We start from the raw sequence: 19,014 nt of genomic DNA on the forward strand, positions 1-19,014 counted from the left end.
GCGGCGGTGCTCGCCGCGGCCGCCGGATGGGCGGTGTGGCCGTGGCTGCACGGCGGCGCGCCGCGCACCGAGTCGTGGTCGTGGATCCCCGGCCTCGGCCTCCACCTGTACCTGCGCTCCGACCCGCTGACCTGGATGATGATGGTCATCGTCGGCGGCGTCGGCGCGCTGATCGTGCTGTACTGCGGCCGCTACTTCACCGGTTCCGAGCCGAAGCTCGGCGCGTTCGCCGGGGAGCTGGTCGGGTTCGGCGCCGCGATGCTCGGGCTGATCCTGGCCGACGACCTCGTCCTGCTGTACGTGTTCTGGGAGCTGACGACCGTCCTGTCGTACCTGCTCATCGGGTACGACGCGGAGCGCGGCATCGCGCGGCGCGCGGCGACGCAGGCGATCGTCATCACCACGTTCGGCGGGCTGGCGATGCTGGTCGGGCTCCTCCTGCTCGGGCAGGCGGCGGGCACCGACCGGCTGTCGGCGATCGTCGCGGCGCCGCCCGGCGGGGGCACCGCGGCGGCGGCGGTCGTGCTGATCCTCGTCGGCGCGCTGTCGAAGTCCGCACTCGTCCCGTTCGGGCTCTGGCTGCCCGGGGCGATGGCCGCGCCGACGCCGGTCAGCGCGTTCCTGCACGCCGCCGCGATGGTGAAGGCGGGCGTGTACCTGGTGGCGCGGCTCGCGCCCGCGTTCGCCGGGACGGCCGGGTGGCGGCCGATCGTGCTGGGCTGCGGGATCGCGACGATGCTGCTGGCCGGGTGGCGGGCGCTGCGCGAGCACGACCTGAAGCTGCTGCTCGCCTACGGGACGGTCAGCCAGCTCGGATTCATGGTCGTGCTGGTCGGCGCCGGGAACCGGGTCGCGGCGCTGGCGGGGTTCACGGTGCTGCTCGCGCACGCCCTGTTCAAGTCCGCGCTGTTCCTCGCGGTCGGGGTCGTCGACCACTCGACCGGGACGCGCGACCTGCGGAAGCTGTCCGGGCTCGGGCGCGAGACGCCGGTGCTGTACGGGGCGGCGATCGCGGCGGCGGCGTCGATGGCGGGCGTCCCGGCGACGCTCGGGTTCGCCGGGAAGGAGGCCGCGTACGAGGCGTTCCTCGGCGGCGACACCGGACTGCTCGTCCTGCTCGCCGTGGGGTCCGCGCTGACCGCCGCGTACAGCCTGCGGTTCCTGTGGGGCGCGTTCGCGCGCAAGGAGGGCGTCGCGCCGCGCGACGTGCACCGTCCCGGGGTGCTGCTGCTCGCGCCGGTGGTGCTGCTCGCGGCGGCGGGCGTCGTCGTCGGGCTCCTCGCCGCGCAGCTGAACGCGCCGATCGAGCGGGAGGCCGCGCCGTTCCCGGTGACCCGGCACGGCGGCTACCACCTGTCGGCCTGGCATGGGTTCGGCGTTCCGCTGCTGCTCACCGCGGTGTCGCTGGCGGTCGGCGTCGCGCTGTTCGCGCTCGGACGGCGCGTCGCGCGCGTCCCGCAGTTCTTCGAGCCCGAGCAGGTCTACCTGCGGTTCATGCACGGGCTCAGCACGTTCGCGCTCCAGCTCACCGGGACCGTGCAGCGCGGGTCGCTGCCCGACTACCTGCTGATCATCCTGCTCGCCGCGGTCGGCCTGGCGGGCGGCGCCGTCGTGACGGGCCTGCCGTGGCCGGAGCCGCTCGGCGACCGGATCTGGGACTCCCCCGCGCAGGCGCTCGTCGCGCTGCTCACCGTCATCGCGGCGGCCGCGGCGATCCGCGCCCGCGACCGGGGCCAGACGGTCGTGCTGTCCGGCGCGTCCGGGTTCGGGGTCGCCACGCTGTTCGTCCTGCAGGGCGCGCCCGACCTGGCGCTCACCCAGTTCCTCGTCGAGACCGCGAGCCTGATCGTCTTCGTGCTGGTGCTGCGGCGGCTGCCCGCCCGGTTCTCGACGCGCTCCCCCGCGCAGCGCACCGTCCACCTGGTGGTCGGCGCGCTGGCCGGGCTCACCGCGACCGCCGTCACGCTGCTCGCGGCGCGGGCCCGCCACGCCGTGCCCGTCTCCGCCGCCTACCCCGGCGCGGCCCGGGAGGCCGGCGGCGGCAACATCGTCGCGGTCACGCTCGTCGACCTGCGCGCCTGGGACACCCTCGGCGAGAGCGTCGTCATCGCCCTCGCCGCCCTCGGCGTGACCAGCATGGTGTTCGCGCGGCGGCCGCTGGCGGCGCCGCCCCCGCCCGGCCCCGACACCAGCGTGTGGGGCGTCGAGGAGATCACCGCGCTGGACGAGGCCCCGCCCGCCGGATGGCTCGCGGCCGGGTCCACGCTCGCCGCCGAACGGCGCTCCATCGTGTTCGAGGTCGTCGCTCAGACGATCTTCCACACCGTGCTGCTGTACTCGCTGTTCCTGCTGTTCACCGCGCACTCCGCGCCCGGCGGCGGGTTCGCGGGCGGCATCGTCGCGGGGCTCGCGCTCGCCGTCCGCTACCTCGCGGGCGGCCCGTTCGAGCTGCGGGAGGCGGCGCCCGTCCCGGCGGGCGCGCTGCTCGGCACCGGCGCGATCATCGTGTCCGGGACCGCGCTCGGCGGGCTGGCCTGGGGGCACGCGGTGCTGGAGAGCGCGTCCGCGGACGCGCACCTGCCGCTGCTCGGCCACGTCCACCTCGTCACCTCGCTGCTGTTCGAGATCGGCGTCTACCTGATCGTCATCGGGCTCGTCCTCACCGTGCTGGCCGTGCTCGGCGCCGAGATCGACCGGCAGACCGAGGCCGACCGGCGCGGCGGGGCGGGCCGCACCGGCGAGGGGGCCGGCTGATGAGCCCCTCCCTGGTGCTCGCCGCGACCGGCGGGACGCTCGTCGCCGCCGGCGTCGTGCTGCTGCTGGAGCGCAGCCTGTCCCGGCTGGTCGTCGGGGTGCTGGTGCTCAGCAACGGGGTGAACCTGCTGATCCTCACCGCGGGCGGCCCGGCCGGCGCCGCGCCGATCCTCACCGGACGCGGCCCGCGCGGCGGCCCGCGCCGCGCGCTCAGCGACCCGCTGCCGCAGGCGCTGATCCTCACCGCGATCGTGATCTCGCTGGCGTCGGCGGCGTTCGTGCTGGCCATCGCCTACCGCAGCGGGCGGCTCAGCGGCGACGACGACGTCCGCGACGACATCGAGGACCTGCGGGTCCGCCGGGAGAGCGAGGACGACGTCGGGCTGCGCGCCGAGCGCGAGCGGCGCGCCGTCGCCGACCCGTCCGAGCTCGGCGCCCGCGAGGAGCCCGACAGCGACTTCCCCGGCGGCGTCCCCCGCGGCGTCCCCCGCGATGGCCGCCGCGAGCGCCGGCCGGGGCGGCAGGGGCGGCAGGGGCGGGACGGCCGGTGAACGCGCTCGTCCCGCTGCCGGTGCTGCTGCCCGTCCTGGCCGCCGGAGTCAAGATCCTCATCGGGCCGCGGCGCCCGGTGCTGAAACGCGCGATCAGCATCGTCGCGCTCACCGCGGTGCTCGGCGTCGCGGTCGCGCTGCTGGTCCGCGCCGACCGGGACGGCCCGCAGGTCATGCGGCTCGGCGGCTGGCCCGCGCCGGTCGGCATCACGCTGGTCGCGGACCGGCTGTCGGCGGTGATGCTCGCCGTGTCGTCCGCCGTCACCCTCTGCGTGATGGTCTACGCGTTCGGGCAGGACGTCGCCGAACGCGACCGGGACACGCCGCTGTCGGTGTTCCACCCGACCTACCTGCTGCTGACCGCCGGGGTCTGCGACGCGTTCCTCGCCGGCGACCTGTTCAACCTGTTCGTCGGGTTCGAGATGATGCTGATGGCCAGCTACGTGCTGGTGACGCTCGGCGGCACCATGGCCCGCGTCCGCGCCGGGACGACCTACATCGTCGTCGCGCTGCTGTCGTCGATGCTGTTCCTCGTCGCCATCGCCGTGCTGTACGCCGCGACGGGCACCGTCGACATGGCGCAGCTGTCGTGGCGGATCGCCGAGCTGCCCGGCCCGGTCGCCCGGATCGCCGAGGTGACGCTGCTGACCGCGTTCGCGGTGAAGGCGGCGGTGTTCCCGCTGTCGATGTGGCTGCCCGACTCCTACCCGTCCGCGCCGACCCCGGTCAGCGCCGTGTTCGCCGGCCTGCTCACCAAGATCGGCGTGTACGGGGTGATCCGGGCCGAGACGCTGCTGTTCCCGGGCGGCCACCTGCGCCGGGTGCTGCTGGTCGCGGCGCTGCTGAGCATGCTCGTCGGGGTGCTCGGCGCGATGGTGCAGATCGACGTGCGGCGGCTGCTGTCGTTCACGCTGGTCAGCCATATCGGCTACATGATCTTCGGGGTGGCGCTGGACTCGGCGGCGGGGCTCGCCGCGACCGTCTTCTACGTCCTGCACCACATCACGATCCAGACCACGTTGTTCCTGGTCGCCGGGCTCATCGACCGGCGCGGCGGCGCGACGTCGCTGGCCCGGCTCGGCGGGCTCGCGCGCACCGCGCCGCTGGTCGGCGTGCTGTTCTTCGTCCCGGCGATGAACCTCGGCGGGATCCCGCCGCTGTCGGGGTTCCTCGGCAAGCTCGGGCTGCTGCGGGCGGGCCTCGCGCAGGGCGGCCCGCTGGTGGACGTCCTCGTCGCGGGCGCCGTGGTGACGAGCCTGCTCACCCTGTACTCGCTGGTGAAGGTGTGGAACCAGGCGTTCTGGAGCGCCCCGCCGGACGACCTCCCGCAGAGCGCGCGCGCCGCGCGGCTGCCCGCCGCGATGGTCGCCGGAAGCGCCGCGCTGGTCGTCCTCAGCCTCGCCTACACCGCGGCGGGCGGCCCGCTGTACGCGCTGTGCGAGCGCGCCGCCGCCGAACTGCTGAACCCGCAGACCTACACGCGGGCCGTGTTCCCGTCGGGAGGCGCCACTTGAGGGAGTTCACCATCCGGATCGGACGCCGCCGCGAGCTCCGGCTGCCCGCGGTCGTCTGGCTGACGCTCGTGTGGGTGCTGCTGTGGGACCGGCCGACCGTCGCGAACCTGGTGTCCGGGCTGGTCCTCGCGGTGCTGCTGCAACTGGCGTTCCCGCTCCCGCCGGTCGGCCCGCAGGCGCGGCTGAGGCCCGTCGGGCTCATCGTGTTCGTGCTGCGCGCCGCCGCCGACCTGCTGCACAGCGCCGGGCCGCTGGCCTGGCAGGCGGCGGGCGGGCGCGGCCGGGCCAAGCGCAACTCGGTCATCGCGGTCCCGCTGCGCACCCGCTCCGACCTGATCCTCACCATCATGGCGATCTCGCTGTCGGCGACGCCCGGCACGCTGGTGCTGGACGTCCGGCACTCCGACGCGACGCTGTTCCTGCACGTCCTCGGCGCCGACGACGACGCGGCCGTGGAGAAGGCCCGGCGGGACGTGCAGGCGCTCGAACGCCGGACCGTCCGGGCCTTCGGCACCCGCGACGACATGCGCGCCCTCGCGGAGGACGGGTCATGACGGCCGTGCTCCTCGCGGTGGCGGCGGTGCTGTTCCTCGCCGCCGCGTGCACGCTCGTCCGGATCGTCCGGGGGCCGTCGATGCTCGACCGCGCCATGGCGCTGGACGTCCTGCTCGCCGTGATCATGGCGGGGCTGGGCGCGTCCGCGGTCGCCGACGGCGACACCTGGGTGCTGCCGACGCTGCTGGCCCTGTCGCTGGTCGCCTTCGTCGGCTCGGTCGCGGTCGCTCGGTTCCTCATCCACCGCGCCCCCGGCCCGGACGACACGGACCGGGGGGCGGACGCGTGAGGACGGCGTTCACGGCGGCGTTCCTGCTGCTCGGCGCGGGCGCCTCGCTCAGCGCCGGGCTCGGCCTGCTGCGGCTGCCCGACCTGTTCACCCGGATGCACGCCGCGACGAAGTCGCAGGCCGTCGGGCTGCTGCTGGTGCTGGCCGGCGTCGGCGTCCGGTTCCCGACCATCGAGGTGCTCACCTCGCTGGTGCTGGTCGCGCTGCTGCAGATCATCACCGTCCCGGTCGCGGCGCACCTGGTCGGGCGGGCCGCGTACCGCACCGGTCACGTCGACCGCGACCTGCTGCACGCCGACGAGCTGGCGCGCGCCCTCGGATCGCCCGGCAACGGCTGAGCCCGCGCCCCCGCCGAACCGGCGGTGGCGCTGCTGCCGCAGACCGGCGTCATCGGGTCGTGGCTCGGCGGGCGGGTGACCGCGCGCGGCGGCCCGCGCCTCCCGATGGTCGCGGGCATGGCGGCCGGCGCCGCCGGGTTCCTCGCCCTCACCGTCGCGACCCGCTCGATCCCTTACGCGGCGCTCGTGGCGCCGATGATGGCGACCGGGTTCGGCATCGCACTGCTCGGCGCGGTCGTCGCCGGAGGCGCGGCGCACTTCACCGAGGGGCTGCGGACCGCCATGCTCGTCGCGGGCGCCGCGCGTACGCGCTCGGCGCGCTCCTCGCTCTATCGGTGCCGCGCGGCGTCCGCAGCGACGCCGGACGGCCCGACCTGGCGGAGTCCCGCCGCTGAACCCCCGTCAGGACGGCGCGACCGCCGTCAGGACGAAGCGTCCGGGACCGGGCGATGCCCGAACGCTCCGGCCTCCCAGAGCGTGCGGACGTTCCGGACGAGCGGCGGGCCGACCGCGCGCAGCGCTTCCAGGTCGTTGTCGGCGACCGCGTTCGTCACCAGCGTGCTGGTCGCGGCGACGATCATCCGGCAGGTGAAGCGGCCCGCCTCGTCGCGCGCGCCCAGCATGTCGGCGAGCACGTCGGTGATCATGTTCTGCAGGTCCGCCCGCCGCCGGATCGCCTCGGGCCCGGCGGCGTACACCTCGATCAGAAACAGCCGGGTGTAGGGCAGCTCGATGGCGAGCGCCTCGAGGTAGGCGGTGAAGCCCTGCTCGAAACGGTCCATCGGGCCGCCCGCCGCGCCCGCGCCGCCCGCCGCGCCGTCCGTGGCGGGACGGCCGTCCTCGCCCGCGCCGATCATCTCCAGCAGGTGCTGCACCAGCAGGTCCCGCGCGACGTCGAAGGCGGCCATGAAGCAGTCGAGCTTGCTGTCGAACACCTGGTAGAAGCTCTGCCGCGACACCCCGGACCGCTGGAGCACGTCCGCCACCGAGGTGGCGACGTACCCCTTCTCCGCCATCACCTCGGCCATCGCGGCGCACAGCCGCGACCGCTGGATGCGTTCCACTTCCTCGGGGGACAGCGCCGAGCGCCCTCTGGGCAGCCGGCGCGGCGATGAGTCCGACACGCTGTTCACCTTATGTCCACCCGGCCCTGACGTGCTCGTACACCGGCACGGACGGTCCGGGACGGGCGGGTCAGGGCTTGCGGGCGACGCCGGCGGGGATCCAGGTGTGCGACGGGTCGGCCTCGGCGGGGTTCTTGCTGCCCCAGACGTCGACGTAGGACAGCCCGGGCGGGGCGTCCTCGTGCGGCGGGAGGTACTCCCAGCCGTCGAAGAACCGGTCGATCTCCTCGAACGTGCGGAAGTTCAGCCGGGCGGTGACGTTCCGGTAGACCTCGTTGAACCGCTCGATCTTGTCGGCGCGCTGCCCGTCGGCCGTGACGTGCGACAGCGCGAGGTAGCTCCCGGACGGCACCGCGTCGAGGTAGCGGCGCAGCAGCGACCACGGGTCCCGCTCGGGGTCCACGAAGTGCCAGATGGCGACGTGCAGGTAGCCGACGGGCCGGGAGAAGTCGATGAGCCGCCGCACCTCGGGGTCGGCGATGACGGAGTCGGGGTCGGCGATGTCGGCGTCGACGTATACGACGTTCTTCTCGCCGCCGCGGCGCAGCATGTCCCGCGACATGTCCAGGACGACGGGGTCGTTGTCGACGTAGACCACCCGCGCCTCCGGATGGACGACCTGGACGACCTCGTGGGTGTTCCAGGCCGTCGGGATGCCGGAGCCGAGGTCGATGAACTGGTCGACGCCTGCCCGCGCCATGACGGCCGCCGCGCGCTGCAGGAATATGCGGTTGGCCTGCGCCATGTAGTGCAGTTCCGGGACCTTCTCCTGGAGTTTCCGGGCGGCCTCCTCGTCCGCGGGGGTGTGGTGCCGGCCGTTGAGGAAGTAGTCGTAAATGCGTCCCGCCGAAGCGACACCCGGGCCGCTTTTCAAAGCGCCCTTGGGGTGGGGGTAGGTGTCCATCGTCTTCCTTGGGAAGGGGTCGGGGAAAGGGGAGAAGGGCGGCCCGGCGGGGGTTCGCCGGGTGCCCTTCGTCCGCCCTCATTCACTCACAGGTCGAAACGGCCCGCCTTCACCTGCCCGGCGAATGCGCGCCATGCCTCGCTGCCGAACACCAGCGTTCCGCCGTCGCGGTCCCTGGTGTCGCGGACGCCGACGACCCGGTCGCCGCCGCCGACCTCCACGCAGGCGTCCTGCGCGGCATTCGACCGCGACGATTTCCGCCAGGTTCCGGGGGTGATCAGATCATGATTCCTCATTGCGGGGCTATCCCTTCCATCATCTTCTCGAGGAACTCGGTCGTCTGTTTCGGGGTCAGCGCCTTCGCCTGGAGCCAGGCCCAGACCTGCTCGTAGCGGGCGACGGCGGCGCCGGTCTCGACCCGGCTGCGCCCGGTCACCGAGCCCTCGACGAAGATCCCCGCGCTGATGACATCGGAGTCGAAGTCGAACGCCATGAAGGAGCCGAGCGCCGGATGCGGGCCGGCGCTGAACGGCATCACCTGGATCGTCACGGCGGGCGGCGGCACCAGCAGGCGGGCGATCTGCGCGCGGCGCAGCGCCGGGCCGCCGGGCATCCGCGCCAGCGCGGTCTCGTCGATCATGAAGACGGCCTCGCGGACGGTGGCGCCGAACACCTCGGCCTGCCGTCCCATCCGCAGCTCGACGCCGGAGTCGACGCGGGTGGGCGAGACGCTGGGGTCGACGGCCTGGATGACCTGCCGGGCGTACTCGGGCGTCTGCAAGAGTCCCGGAATCGCGGTCAGGTCCCACGCGCGAATTCGGACGGCCGCCATCTCCATGCCGAGCAGTTCGGCGGTGGCGTCGGGCCAGTCGCCGCTGCCGTTCCACCAGCCCGGCCTACTCGCCCGTTCACGCAATTCCTCTAGTTCGTCCCGTTTGTCGGGCGGAACTCCGTAATGCGTGCAGAGCCCGCGCAGGACGAGAACACTGGGGGTGACCTCGGCGTTCTCCCAGCGTCTCACGGTCTGCGGATGCACTCCGAGATCACGGGCGATGGACGCCACCGACTCGCCGGACGCCTTGCGCGCATCGGCGAGGGCGTTGCCGAGCAGCCATCCCGACAGCACCGGCCCGTCGTCACCGGGAGTCATCCTCCGTGTCTACACCGCTCCATCACACCATGCAACCCGCACAATGCAGCTTTTGGCGCCGGGTGATCATTACGCATTGCCGACGATCATCCCGTGATCCGCGTCATGTAAATTGACATGAAGCGCTTGACACGCCACCGCCCGCGGAGGACCGTCTTTCGCAGGGAGTCAGCGTCGCCCGACCTGGCTGTCAGACACCGCCACCGCTCCCGGGAGCCCGCCATGACGATCTCCGCCATCGCCGAGCCCCCGTATCCGGACACCGCCGGCCGCCCGAGCGTACCCGGCGGCCGCGCGGACGCCCTCGGCGGCGCGGAGGACTGCGCGCGCCGCCTCATGTCCCGCCTTCACGCCCTCGGCCTGAGCACCTCGGGGCCGTGGGGAAACGGCTCCTCGCCGATGGCGGTCTCGGCGCAGTGCGTGCAGGTCGAGCCGTACGTCGGGCGCACCGTCTGGCTGCTGCCGCCCCCCGGCGGGCCGTCCGGCGGACCCGCGCCCGGAGACGCCCTCTACTGGCACTGGCAGCGGCCCCGCCGCGACCGCGCGGGCCGTCCGGTCGCCCGCTGGTTCCAGCCGTTCTGCCCGGCCGCCGACCCCGAGAAGGCCGCCACCGCGATCTCCGAGGCGATCTTCGCCGACCTCCGCAGGCGCGGCCGCTGACCGGGGACGGGGCTCCCGGCGAGCCGAGGGGGATCGCCGGTGCCCGCCCCGCGGTGGCGTCAGATCACCACTCGTCGACGTGCAGGACCTCGTCCAGCGGGACGCGCGGCGCCGGCCGGAACGTCTCGCCCGTGTAGTACGCGGTCGGGACGAGCGCGCCCTGCCGCACGTCCGCCGGCAGCCCGAGGACGTCCGCGACCTCCTGCTCGTACGCCAGGTGCAGCGTCGTCCACGCGGTGCCGAGGCCCCGCGCCCGCGCCGCGAGCGCGTAGTTCCACACGGCCGGGAGCAGCGACCCCCACAGCCCGGCCTGGTTCCCGTCCGGCAGCTTCCCGCCGTGCAGCCGCAGGCACGGGATCACCAGCACCGGCACGTCCCCCATGCGTTCGGCCAGGTAGGAGGCGCTGTCACCGACGCGGCGCTGCACCTCGGCGCGGTCCGGGTCGTCCGCGTACTGCCCGGCGGACGTGCCGCCCGCCGCGGCGTACGCGGCGAACGAGCGCCGGTAGTACTCGCCGATCGCCTTCCGCTTCTCGGTGTCGGTGACGACGATCCAGTGCCAGCCCTGCCGGTTGCTGCCGCTCGGCGCCTGGACGGCGATCTCCAGGCACTCGCGGACGAGGTCCATCGGCACGGGACGGGCCAGGTCGAGGCGCTTGCGCACGGTACGGGTGGTGGTCAGCAGTTCGTCCGGGCTCAGCGGAAGAGTCATGATCCCAGTATCGACGGCGGGGCCGGCGGGCCGGCGTCGGAGGGGTCGAGCATGGCGCGCGTCGCCTCGTCGACGATGTCGCGCATCGCGCGCTCGGCGGCCGCGGCGTCGCCCGCCTGGACGGCCTGGGCCACCTCGGCGTGCCAGCGGATCGCGGCCGGCTCCGGACGCGCGGGCATCAGGTGGTGGTGGGTGCGGCCCGCGAGGACGGCGGCGACGACCCCGCTGAGCGCGCCCATCATCTCGTTGCCCGACGCCTGCAGCAGCGTCCGGTGGAACTGGACGTCCGCCTCCAGGTAGGACTCCAGGTCGCCGGACTTGCCGTGCACCGCCATCTGCATGACGGCGCCGGTCAGCGTGCCGCACTGGGCGGGCGTCGCGCGCAGCGCCGCGAGGTGGGCCGCGACCGGTTCCAGCCCGCGCCGCAGCTCGCCGAGCTCGCGGAGCTGCTCGTCGCGGCCGGGCCCCTCCAGGCGCCAGCCGATGATCTGCGGGTCGAACAGGTTCCAGCAGCCGCGGGGCGCGACCGTGATGCCGACGCGGCGCCGGCTGGTCACCATCCCCATCGACTCCAGCACCCGGATCGCCTCGCGGACCACGGAGCGGGAGACCCCGAACCGGGCCTCCAGCTGCTCGATCCGCAGCACCTCGCCCGCCGGGACGTCCCCCGAGGTGATCTGCACGCCGAGCCGGTCGACGACGCTGCCGTGCAACCCGGCCGGGCTGTCTCGCACCATGGCGTCAATCATCACACGATTGCCTCGATGCAGGCACACCCCGATGTCAAAGGTATGTTTTTTCGACGTGACCTCTTGATAACGGCTGGTTAATGAGGTGCACTCGGCGCAGGTGGCGCCCCCCGCCCCCGGGATCTCCCCAGCCCCGCCACCGAGGAGGATGACCGCAATGCACTCGATCGTGCTCGCCGCGGCGCCGCACGCGTCCAGCGGGCGGCTCGTGCCCGCGGCGCTCGCCGGCATCGCGCTGATCGTCGTACTGATCACCTGGCTGAAGGTGCACCCGTTCCTGAGCCTCACCCTCGGCTCGCTGCTGGTCGGGGCCATCGCGGGACTGCCGATGGCCGACACCGTGAAGAGCTTCGGCAAGGGCTTCGGCGACACCGCGTCCGGCGTGGGCGCGCTGATCGCGCTCGGCGCGATGTTCGGCAAGCTGCTCGCCGACTCCGGCGGCGCCGACCAGATCGTCGACACCATCGTCGGACGGTCCGGGCGGCGCGCGCTGCCCTGGGCGATGGCGCTGGTCGGCGCGCTGATCGGGCTGCCGATGTTCTTCGAGATCGGCCTCGTGCTGCTGATGCCGGTGATCTACCTGGTGGCGCGCCGCTCCGGGCAGTCGATCATCGCGGTCGGCATCCCGGCGCTGGCCGGGCTGTCGGCGATGCACGGGCTCGTCCCGCCGCACCCGGGGCCGCTGGTCGCGATCGACGCGCTGCACGCCGACCTCGGCGTCACGCTCGGCCTCGGCGTGCTCGTCGCCGTGCCGACCGTCGCGCTCGCCGGGCCGCTGCTCGCCCGGTTCGCCGCGCGCTGGGTGGACGTCCGGCCGCCCGAGCTGTTCACCACCGGCGACACGGACGGCGACACCGACGGCGAGAAGGACGGCGCGGAGCAGGGCCGGCGCCGCCCCTCGTTCGCGCTCACCCTGGCGACCGTGCTGCTGCCGGTCGTGCTGATGCTGCTCAAGGCGTTCGCCGACATCGTGCTCGACGAGGGCACCGAGCCCTACACCGTCCTCGACAACCTCGGCACGCCGCTGGTCGCGCTGCTCATCGCGGTGGTCGTCGCGATGTTCACGCTCGGCCGCGGCTCCGGGATGGACCGCCGGACGATCACCGCGACGCTGGAGCGGTCGCTGCCGCCGATCGCGGGCGTGCTGCTGATCGTCGCGGCGGGCGGCGGCTTCAAGCAGACGCTCGTCGACACCGGCATCGGCAAGACCATCGCGGACTGGGTGGACGGCAGCGGGGTGTCCGTGCTCGTCCTCGGCTGGCTCGTCGCCGTGCTGATCCGGCTCGCGACCGGGTCGGCGACCGTCGCGACCGTCACCGCGTCCGGCATCCTCGCCCCGCTCGTCACCGGGCTGAGCACCGGCGACACCTCGCTGCTGGTCCTCGCCGTCGGCAGCGGCTCGCTGTTCTTCTCGCACGTCAACGACGCCGGGTTCTGGCTGGTCAAGGAGTACTTCGGGCTGAGCGTCGGGCAGACGATCAAGTCGTGGTCGCTGATGGAGACGGTGATCTCGGTCTGCGGCCTGGTGTTCGTCCTCGCGCTGAACATCGTCGTCTAGCCGGAGCCGTCGTCTAGCCGGAGCCGTCGTCTAGCCGGAGCCGTCGTCCAGCCGGACGCGGTCATCCGGCCGCGGGCAGCCACAGCTCGAACGCCGCGCCGCCGCCGGGGGCGGCGGCCGCGGTCAGGTCGCCGCCGTGCGCGCGGGCGACGCCCCGGGCGATGGCGAGGCCGAGGCCCGCGCCGCCCTCGTCGCGGGCGCGCGCGTCGTCGAGCCGGACGAACCGCTCGAAGATCCGCTCCCGGTCGGCGGGCGGGACGCCGGGGCCGTCGTCGGTCACCCGCAGCACCACCCGCCCGCCGCCCGCGGACAGCGCGGCGCCGACCGACGACGCCGCGTGCCGCTGCGCGTTGTCCAGCAGGTTGACCAGCACCCGTTCGAGCTGCGCGGCGCTGCCGAGCACCTCGAACGCGCCGGTCCCGGTCACCTCGACGGGGACCCGGTCGGTCGCGGCGCGGTGCGCCACCTCCTCGCGGACCAGCGCCCCGAGGTCGACCCGGTCGTGGCGGGGCCGCTCCCCCGCGTCCAGCCGGGCGAGGAGCAGCAGCCCCGCCGCCAGGTCCTGGAGCCGGACGACGTCCTGGACCGCGCCGTCCACGTCCAGCAGGTGGGGGTGCGCGGCGGCGACCTCCAGCTGCGTGCGCAGCGACGCGAGGGGGCTGCGCAGCTCGTGCGAGGCGTCCGCGACGAACCGGCGCTGCCGCTCCACCGACCGCTCCAGCGCGCCGAGCGTCTGGTTGGTCGTCTCCGCCAGCCCCGCCACCTCGTCGCGCGACCCCGGCACCGGCACCCGCCGCGCGAGGTCGCCGGCCGAGGTGATCGCCGCCATCTCCGCCCGGATCGCCTCCACCGGACGCAGCGCCCGCCGCGTCACCAGCCACGTCACCGCCCCGACCACGAGCAGCAGGAGCGGCAGCCCCAGCAGCATCGCGCGGGTCACCGACCCGACGGCCTGCGTGGCGAGCCGCGCCCCCGCGTGCACGACGACGGTCCCGCCCGACGGCGCGGTCGCCGCGACCGCCGCGAACCGGTAGTCGGCCGTGTCGTGGCCGACGGTCGCGCGGCCGCCGCCGTAGTCGACGTCCGTGGAGACCTCACCGCGCCCCGGCCGCTCGCCGCGGCCGCCGTGGTCGTCGTGGCCGCCGTCATCGTCCCCGCCCGTGGACGTCGCGGTCGGCGCCGCGTTCGGCGCCACGGACGACGACCCGGTGCCGCTGATCGCGTCCAGGTCCTTGGAGACCGCGACGACCCGGCCGTGCTCGTCCACGACCTGCACCGGATGGTCCTCGGAGTCGGGCAGGTCGAGCCGGGTGACCGGCGTCCCCACCGCGACCTGCGCCGCGACCTCCCGCGCGATGATCTCCGCCTGGAGGTCGGACTGCCGGGTCAGGCTGCCCCGCAGCGTGAGCAGCACGGTCAGCCCGGCCGCGACCAGCGCGACCGCGACGACCGCCGTCGCGGCCAGCGCCGCCCGCGAGCGCACGGACGCGAACGGCCGCCTCCTCCCGCGCGGCACGTCAGCCGCCGTCGGTGCTCAGCCGGTAGCCCGCGCCCCGCACCGTCGTGATCGACCGCCGGCCGAACGGCGCGTCCAGCTTGCGGCGCAGCGCGCTGACGTAGACCTCGACGATGTTGGGGTCGCCGTCGTAGGCGAAGTCCCACACGTTCTCGATGATCTCCGTCTTCGGCACCACCCGGCCCGCGTTGACGGCCAGGTGCTCCAGCACGGCGAACTCCTTCGCGGTCAGCTCGACCTCCGCCTCGCCGCGCCGGACCGTCCGGGACGCGGGGTCCACCCGCAGGTCGCCGAGCACGATCTCCGGGGCGCCGCCGCGCGTCCGGCGGCGCAGCAGCGCGCGGATCCGGGCCAGCAGCACCACGTAGGAGAACGGCTTGGTCAGGTAGTCGTCGGCGCCGGTGTCCAGGCCCTCCGCCTCGTCGTACTCGCCGTCCTTGGCGGTCAGCATCAGGATCGGCACCTCGGACCCGGCGGCGCGCAGCTCGGCGCAGACCCGGTAGCCGTTCAGGCCGGGCAGCATGATGTCCAGGACGACCAGGTCGTAGTCGCCCTCGGTCGCCCGGTGCAGCCCGGTGACGCCGTCGTGCGCGACGTCCACGGTGAACCCCTCGGCCGTCAGCCCGCCGGCCAGGGACCGGGCGAGCCGCCGCTCGTCCTCGACCACCAGCAGCTTCATGCCCCCAGCCTGCCAGAACACGGCTGAAGGGATCTTCAGGAAGCTTCAGCGTCCCTTCAGGCCCGCTCCCGCAGGGTGGTGGACGTCCGCAAGACCGATCCGACGGGGAGAACGATGAAGCCCGACCTGCGCAAGTTCCTGACCGGCCGGCGCCTGCTGGTCACCGGTGTCGCCGCCGCGGCCGTGGCCGCCGGGACGGCCGGCACCGCCCTGGCCGCCGGCCACGCCGACGGTGACGGCGACCGTCCGGCGAAGGCCCCCGCCGTCACCGCCGACCAGGCGATGGCGGCGGCGCTCAAGGCGGCGCCCGGCACCGTCGGCGAGGCCGACCTCGACGACGGCGCCTGGGAGATCGAGGTCCTGGCCGCCGACGGCACGTGGCACGAGGTGAAGGTCGGCACCGCGAACGCGAAGGTGACCGCCGACCGCGCCGACCGCGGCTCCGGCTCCGACGCCGCCGAGGCGCAGGGCCTGAAGAACACCAAGGTCACCGCGCAGCAGGCCGCCGCGACCGCGCTGAAGACCGTCCCCGGCGCCGTCACCTCGGTGGAGCTGGAGAACGAGGGCGCGAAGCCCGCCTGGGAGGTCGAGATCACCGGGCAGGACGGCGCCCGGCACGAGCTGCTCGTCGACGGTGCCGGCGGCACCGTCACCCAGAACAAGGCCGAGCACGACGACCACGGCAAGAAGGAGGACGACGGAAAGAAGGAGGACGACGGCAAGCACGCCGACGGGAAGCACGAGGACGGCAAGCACGACGATCACGGCGGCCAGGACGACGACGACTGATCCCGCCCGCACCGCCCATCGCAGGCCCGCAAGGGGGCGCCGCGCACCGCGCGCGGCGCCCTCGGCGTCTCAGAGCATGATCTTGCCGCCGGCGATGTCCAGGGTCAGGCCGGTGAGCCAGGACGACTGCGCCGAGGCGAGGAACAGGGCGGCGGACGCGACGTCGCCGGTCTCGCCCATGCGGCCGAGCGGATGGGCGGCGGCGACGAGGTCCTGCACCTCCGGCGGCATGTGCCGCTCGGTGCGCTCGGTCCGGATCGCGGCGGGCGCGACGCAGTTGACGCGGACGCCCTGCTCGCCGACCTCGGCGGCGACATGCCTGGTCAGCGCCTGGACGCCGGCCTTCGCCGCCTCGTAGGCGACCGGCGCGCCCCACGGGTTGCCCATGTCGCGGCCGCCGGCGCTCGGCAGGTTCGACGGCATCCGCCCGGCCGAGGACGACATCGTGACGATCGAGCCGGCGCCGCGCTCCTGCATGCCGGGCAGGAAGCTCTTCAGGGTGAGGAACGTCGCGGTGAGGTTGCCGTCGACGACCGAATGCCATTCCTCCTCCGTCATGGCGGCGGTCGGGCCGGGGCGGGCGATGCCGCCGCCGGCGAAGGCGCAGAGCACGTCGGCGGGCCCGAGGTCCGCCTCGACGCGGCGGCGCGCGTCCTCGACGGCGGCGAGGTCCGTCACGTCGGCGACGACGCCGATGCCGCCGGTCTCCTTGGCGACCCCGTCGAGGGCGCCCGAGTCGCGGCCGAGCACCGCGACCCGGGCGCCCTCCGCGGCGAACGCGCGGGCGGTCTGCGCGCCGATGCCGCGCGATCCGCCGGTGATGACGACGACCTTGCCGTTGAGCTCGGGGTACATCGGGGCCTCCCTGACTGAGTGTGCGCTCATTCCCAGCTTGAGTGAGTACTCACTCATTGTCAAGCGGGCGCGCGTCCGGGCGACGTCGTCCTCGATCCGCAGGAACCTGGTCATGCCCCCATTCGACGCCCGCCCGCCCCCGCCCGCAACGGCCCGCCGGCGCTCCCCCGGCACGCCCCGTCCGGGAGCCTGAAACCGGTCATCCGCGGCCGACTGCGGCCACTTCTCCCATCTGTGTCAGGGGACTCACAAGGTTCGCGGAACAACTGCCAGTATTTGACGAACCCTCTCGGTAAGGGATGCGTCACAACTGAAAGCCGGTGGCATCGCGGCCCGCGCTGCCGTCCGGGATGTCCGGCGGACCGGTGACCCGAACGCCACGGCGGAGGTGCGAATGGCGTGGGAGGACGAGCCGGGCGGGCACCCGCGCCCCCCGTCCGGGGACGCGCACGGCCCGCCGGGAGGGCTCCCGCCGCCCGGGGCCGCCGTGCCGCACCCCCGCGTCGTGCCGCCGCGCGCCCGCGCCGACGTCCAGGCACCGGACGGCCCCGTCGAGGACGTCGACGAGCGCGCCGAACCGCTGCGCGCGGACGTGCTCCGGCGGCGCGCGCCCGGCCGGCTGCGCGCGCTGCTGCGGCCGAACCCCCCTCCCACCGCCGACCGGATCCCCCCTGTTCCTTCGAGCGGGCCCTTCTCCCCGACCGGGCCCGTCCCCCCGACCGAACGTCCAGTGAGGGCCGAGCACATGACCGAAGCGAGCACGCCGCTGCCGCCGCCCGCCCCCCGCGGCGGCGGGGAGCGGTTCTCCCCGCTGCTGTGGGCGTCCGGCGTCAACCGGGCGATCCTCCGGCAGAGCCCCACCGACAAGTCGCGCTTCCAGGGCCTCGGCAGCGTCGTGATCTTCACGGCGGCGCTGGCCGGGGTGTCGATGGCCGCGGCGCTGCACATCGCGCTGAAGGCGCCGTGGCCGGTGATCGTCCTGCTGACGGCGGGCTGGTTCCTCGGCATCCTGTCGCTGGACCGCTGGCTGGTCGCCTCCATGACGCGGACCACCAGCAAGTGGGGCGTGGTGCTCCTCGCGCTGCCCCGGCTGGCGCTCGCGCTGCTGTTCGGCTTCGTGCTGTCGATGCCGATCGTCCTGCAGATCTTCGCGCCGGAGATCTCGCAGGAGGTCAATGTCCTGCACGCCGAGGCGGAGTCGAAGTACCAGGCGCAGACCGCCGACGACCAGGTCGGCAAGCGCATCGACTGGCTGGAGAAGCGCAAGCAGCAGCTGGAGGCGCAGGTCACCGCGGGCGGCCTGCCCGCCACGCCGGACGCCGACCCCACCCTCAAGCAGCTCCAGGACAAGCGCGACGAGCTGCAGAAGCAGCTCGAGCAGCGGCGCGAGAAGCTGACCTGCGAGCAGCTCGGCAAGTGCGGGACGGGCCGCGCCGGCCTCGGCCCCGAGGCCCGCAAGCGCATCCAGGACTACAACGACACCAAGCGCGACTTCGACACCGCCGACACCCAGCTCAAGAACTACATGGCGCAGCTGAAGACCAAGGGCGTCCAGGACGCGCAGAACGAGCTGAACGGGCAGGGCGGCGCCGAGGGCGTGAACGCGGAGCTGACGCGGCTGAAGAAGCAGCAGTCCGCGCTGCAGCAGCAGCACGCGGCCGACACCCGCAAGTCCGACGGGATGGCGCTGCGGCTGGAGGCCCTCAACCGGCTGTCGCAGAAGAACGGCACGATCGGCACCGCGCACCTGTTCGTCACGCTGATGTTCATCGCGATCGAGCTGCTGCCGGTGCTGGTGAAGATGATGCAGATCCTCGGGCCGCCGACCGTGTACGACGACCTCGTCGCGGCGCACGAGCGGGAGAACCGGGAGACCGGCGCGCACCTCGCCCGGCGCGACGCGGACGTGGCGCGGGTCCGCGCCGCCGACGACGTCAAGTACGCGGGCCTGGTGTACGACGCGCGCCGCGCGATGCTGGAGAGCCTCGCGCAGCGGACCGCGATGGCGGAGGGCGAGGTCGGCGAGGCGGCGCTGGAGGAGTGGAAGCGCCGCGAGATGGCGCGGATCCCCGCCGACCTCGACCGGTACGTGCGGACGGAGCCGGGCTACGGCGCGCCGATGGCGTCCGGGACGCCCGGCGGCCCTGCTTTCGGCGGCCCTGCTTTCGGCGGCTCAGCGTCCGGCGGCTCCGCGTTCGGCGCGCCGGTGGCGCCCGCGAACCCGGGCGGGATCGCGTTCGATCCGCCGGTGCCGCCCGGGAACGGCGGGTACCCGGCGGGCCGCCCGGCGCCGTCGGGGGGCGGCGGCTTCGGCGGG

The 19,014-nt window shown here is 74.2% G+C and carries 19 protein-coding genes; 10 read left to right on the forward strand and 9 right to left on the reverse strand.

The features are described from left to right. The 6 genes from ABZ914_RS25920 to mnhG form a co-directional block, all read left to right on the forward strand. Positions 1 to 2,754: Na+/H+ antiporter subunit A (locus ABZ914_RS25920; protein ID WP_500196343.1), on the forward strand; the 2,754-nt coding region annotated here is incomplete at its 5' end. After that, positions 2,754 to 3,305, forward strand: a complete 552-nt coding sequence (locus ABZ914_RS25925; protein WP_500196344.1) for a Na(+)/H(+) antiporter subunit C — start codon at positions 2,754 to 2,756, stop codon at positions 3,303 to 3,305. The genes ABZ914_RS25920 and ABZ914_RS25925, both read left to right, overlap by 1 nt. After that, entirely contained in the window at positions 3,302 to 4,819 is a 1,518-nt protein-coding gene (locus ABZ914_RS25930) for a Na+/H+ antiporter subunit D (RefSeq protein WP_500196346.1), read from the forward strand. The genes ABZ914_RS25925 and ABZ914_RS25930 overlap by 4 nt, the downstream gene beginning before the upstream one ends. Then, on the forward strand, positions 4,816 to 5,373 hold the full coding sequence (locus ABZ914_RS25935) for a Na+/H+ antiporter subunit E (protein ID WP_500196348.1): 558 nt from the start codon (positions 4,816 to 4,818) through the stop codon (positions 5,371 to 5,373). Before ABZ914_RS25930 ends, ABZ914_RS25935 begins: the two co-directional genes overlap by 4 nt. Further along, positions 5,370 to 5,663, forward strand: coding sequence for an MrpF/PhaF family protein (locus tag ABZ914_RS25940; protein ID WP_500196350.1), 294 nt, complete (start codon positions 5,370 to 5,372; stop codon positions 5,661 to 5,663). The genes ABZ914_RS25935 and ABZ914_RS25940 overlap by 4 nt, the downstream gene beginning before the upstream one ends. After that, complete coding sequence (gene mnhG, locus ABZ914_RS25945) at positions 5,660 to 6,001, forward strand: monovalent cation/H(+) antiporter subunit G (RefSeq protein WP_500196352.1); 342 nt, start codon at positions 5,660 to 5,662, stop codon at positions 5,999 to 6,001. The genes ABZ914_RS25940 and mnhG overlap by 4 nt, the downstream gene beginning before the upstream one ends. Before the next feature lie 422 nt (positions 6,002 to 6,423). On the opposite strand, the gene ABZ914_RS25950 is transcribed toward mnhG, so the two are convergent. The 4 genes from ABZ914_RS25950 to ABZ914_RS25965 all read right to left on the reverse strand — a co-directional run bounded on the left by ABZ914_RS25950 (position 6,424) and on the right by ABZ914_RS25965 (position 9,179). Next, entirely contained in the window at positions 6,424 to 7,125 is a 702-nt protein-coding gene (locus ABZ914_RS25950) for a TetR/AcrR family transcriptional regulator (RefSeq protein WP_500196354.1), read from the reverse strand. A gap of 70 nt (positions 7,126 to 7,195) precedes the next feature. After that, complete coding sequence (locus tag ABZ914_RS25955) at positions 7,196 to 8,029, reverse strand: SAM-dependent methyltransferase (RefSeq protein WP_500196355.1); 834 nt, start codon at positions 8,027 to 8,029, stop codon at positions 7,196 to 7,198. 86 nt (positions 8,030 to 8,115) lie between these two features. Beyond that, positions 8,116 to 8,325 carry a DUF397 domain-containing protein gene (locus ABZ914_RS25960; protein WP_500196357.1) on the reverse strand — a complete coding sequence of 70 codons (210 nt, stop codon included), beginning with the start codon at positions 8,323 to 8,325 and terminating at the stop codon, positions 8,116 to 8,118. Next, positions 8,322 to 9,179 (reverse strand): helix-turn-helix domain-containing protein, encoded by an 858-nt coding sequence (locus tag ABZ914_RS25965; protein WP_500196358.1) that lies wholly within the window; start codon positions 9,177 to 9,179, stop codon positions 8,322 to 8,324. The genes ABZ914_RS25960 and ABZ914_RS25965 overlap by 4 nt, the downstream gene beginning before the upstream one ends. A gap of 222 nt (positions 9,180 to 9,401) precedes the next feature. Between ABZ914_RS25965 and ABZ914_RS25970 the strand changes: the two genes are divergently transcribed. Continuing rightward, entirely contained in the window at positions 9,402 to 9,839 is a 438-nt protein-coding gene (locus ABZ914_RS25970) for a hypothetical protein (RefSeq protein WP_500196360.1), read from the forward strand. Between the two features lie 64 nt (positions 9,840 to 9,903). On the opposite strand, the gene ABZ914_RS25975 is transcribed toward ABZ914_RS25970, so the two are convergent. Next, the gene (locus ABZ914_RS25975; protein WP_190859142.1) at positions 9,904 to 10,551 is read right to left on the reverse strand and encodes a nitroreductase family protein; all 648 of its coding nucleotides are present in this window, start codon (positions 10,549 to 10,551) and stop codon (positions 9,904 to 9,906) included. Further along, positions 10,548 to 11,288, reverse strand: a complete 741-nt coding sequence (locus tag ABZ914_RS25980; RefSeq protein ID WP_500196362.1) for a FadR/GntR family transcriptional regulator — start codon at positions 11,286 to 11,288, stop codon at positions 10,548 to 10,550. The genes ABZ914_RS25975 and ABZ914_RS25980 overlap by 4 nt, the downstream gene beginning before the upstream one ends. A gap of 169 nt (positions 11,289 to 11,457) precedes the next feature. Here ABZ914_RS25980 and ABZ914_RS25985 point away from each other — a divergent pair, with 169 nt between their 5' ends. Further along, on the forward strand, positions 11,458 to 12,858 hold the full coding sequence (locus ABZ914_RS25985; protein WP_500196364.1) for a GntP family permease: 1,401 nt from the start codon (positions 11,458 to 11,460) through the stop codon (positions 12,856 to 12,858). A gap of 61 nt (positions 12,859 to 12,919) precedes the next feature. Here ABZ914_RS25985 and ABZ914_RS25990 read toward each other — a convergent pair whose 3' ends face one another. Continuing rightward, positions 12,920 to 14,341 carry a sensor histidine kinase gene (locus ABZ914_RS25990; protein ID WP_500196365.1) on the reverse strand — a complete coding sequence of 474 codons (1,422 nt, stop codon included), beginning with the start codon at positions 14,339 to 14,341 and terminating at the stop codon, positions 12,920 to 12,922. A gap of 34 nt (positions 14,342 to 14,375) precedes the next feature. Then, complete coding sequence (locus tag ABZ914_RS25995) at positions 14,376 to 15,053, reverse strand: response regulator transcription factor (protein ID WP_433236225.1); 678 nt, start codon at positions 15,051 to 15,053, stop codon at positions 14,376 to 14,378. Between the two features lie 114 nt (positions 15,054 to 15,167). Between ABZ914_RS25995 and ABZ914_RS26000 the strand changes: the two genes are divergently transcribed. Continuing rightward, positions 15,168 to 15,842, forward strand: a complete 675-nt coding sequence (locus tag ABZ914_RS26000) for a PepSY domain-containing protein (RefSeq protein WP_500196367.1) — start codon at positions 15,168 to 15,170, stop codon at positions 15,840 to 15,842. 69 nt (positions 15,843 to 15,911) lie between these two features. Here the strand turns inward: ABZ914_RS26000 and ABZ914_RS26005 are convergent, their stop codons facing one another. After that, positions 15,912 to 16,697 carry an SDR family NAD(P)-dependent oxidoreductase gene (locus tag ABZ914_RS26005; protein ID WP_500196369.1) on the reverse strand — a complete coding sequence of 262 codons (786 nt, stop codon included), beginning with the start codon at positions 16,695 to 16,697 and terminating at the stop codon, positions 15,912 to 15,914. A 394-nt stretch (positions 16,698 to 17,091) separates the two neighbouring features. On the opposite strand from ABZ914_RS26005, the gene ABZ914_RS26010 reads away from it, so the two are divergent. Further along, a partial coding sequence (locus ABZ914_RS26010) for a DUF4407 domain-containing protein (RefSeq protein ID WP_500196371.1) occupies positions 17,092 to 19,014 on the forward strand: 1,923 nt, incomplete at its 3' end.

It is taken from the genome of Spirillospora sp. NPDC046719, assembly GCF_040645715.1.
GTDB lineage: Bacteria > Actinomycetota > Actinomycetes > Streptosporangiales > Streptosporangiaceae > Spirillospora.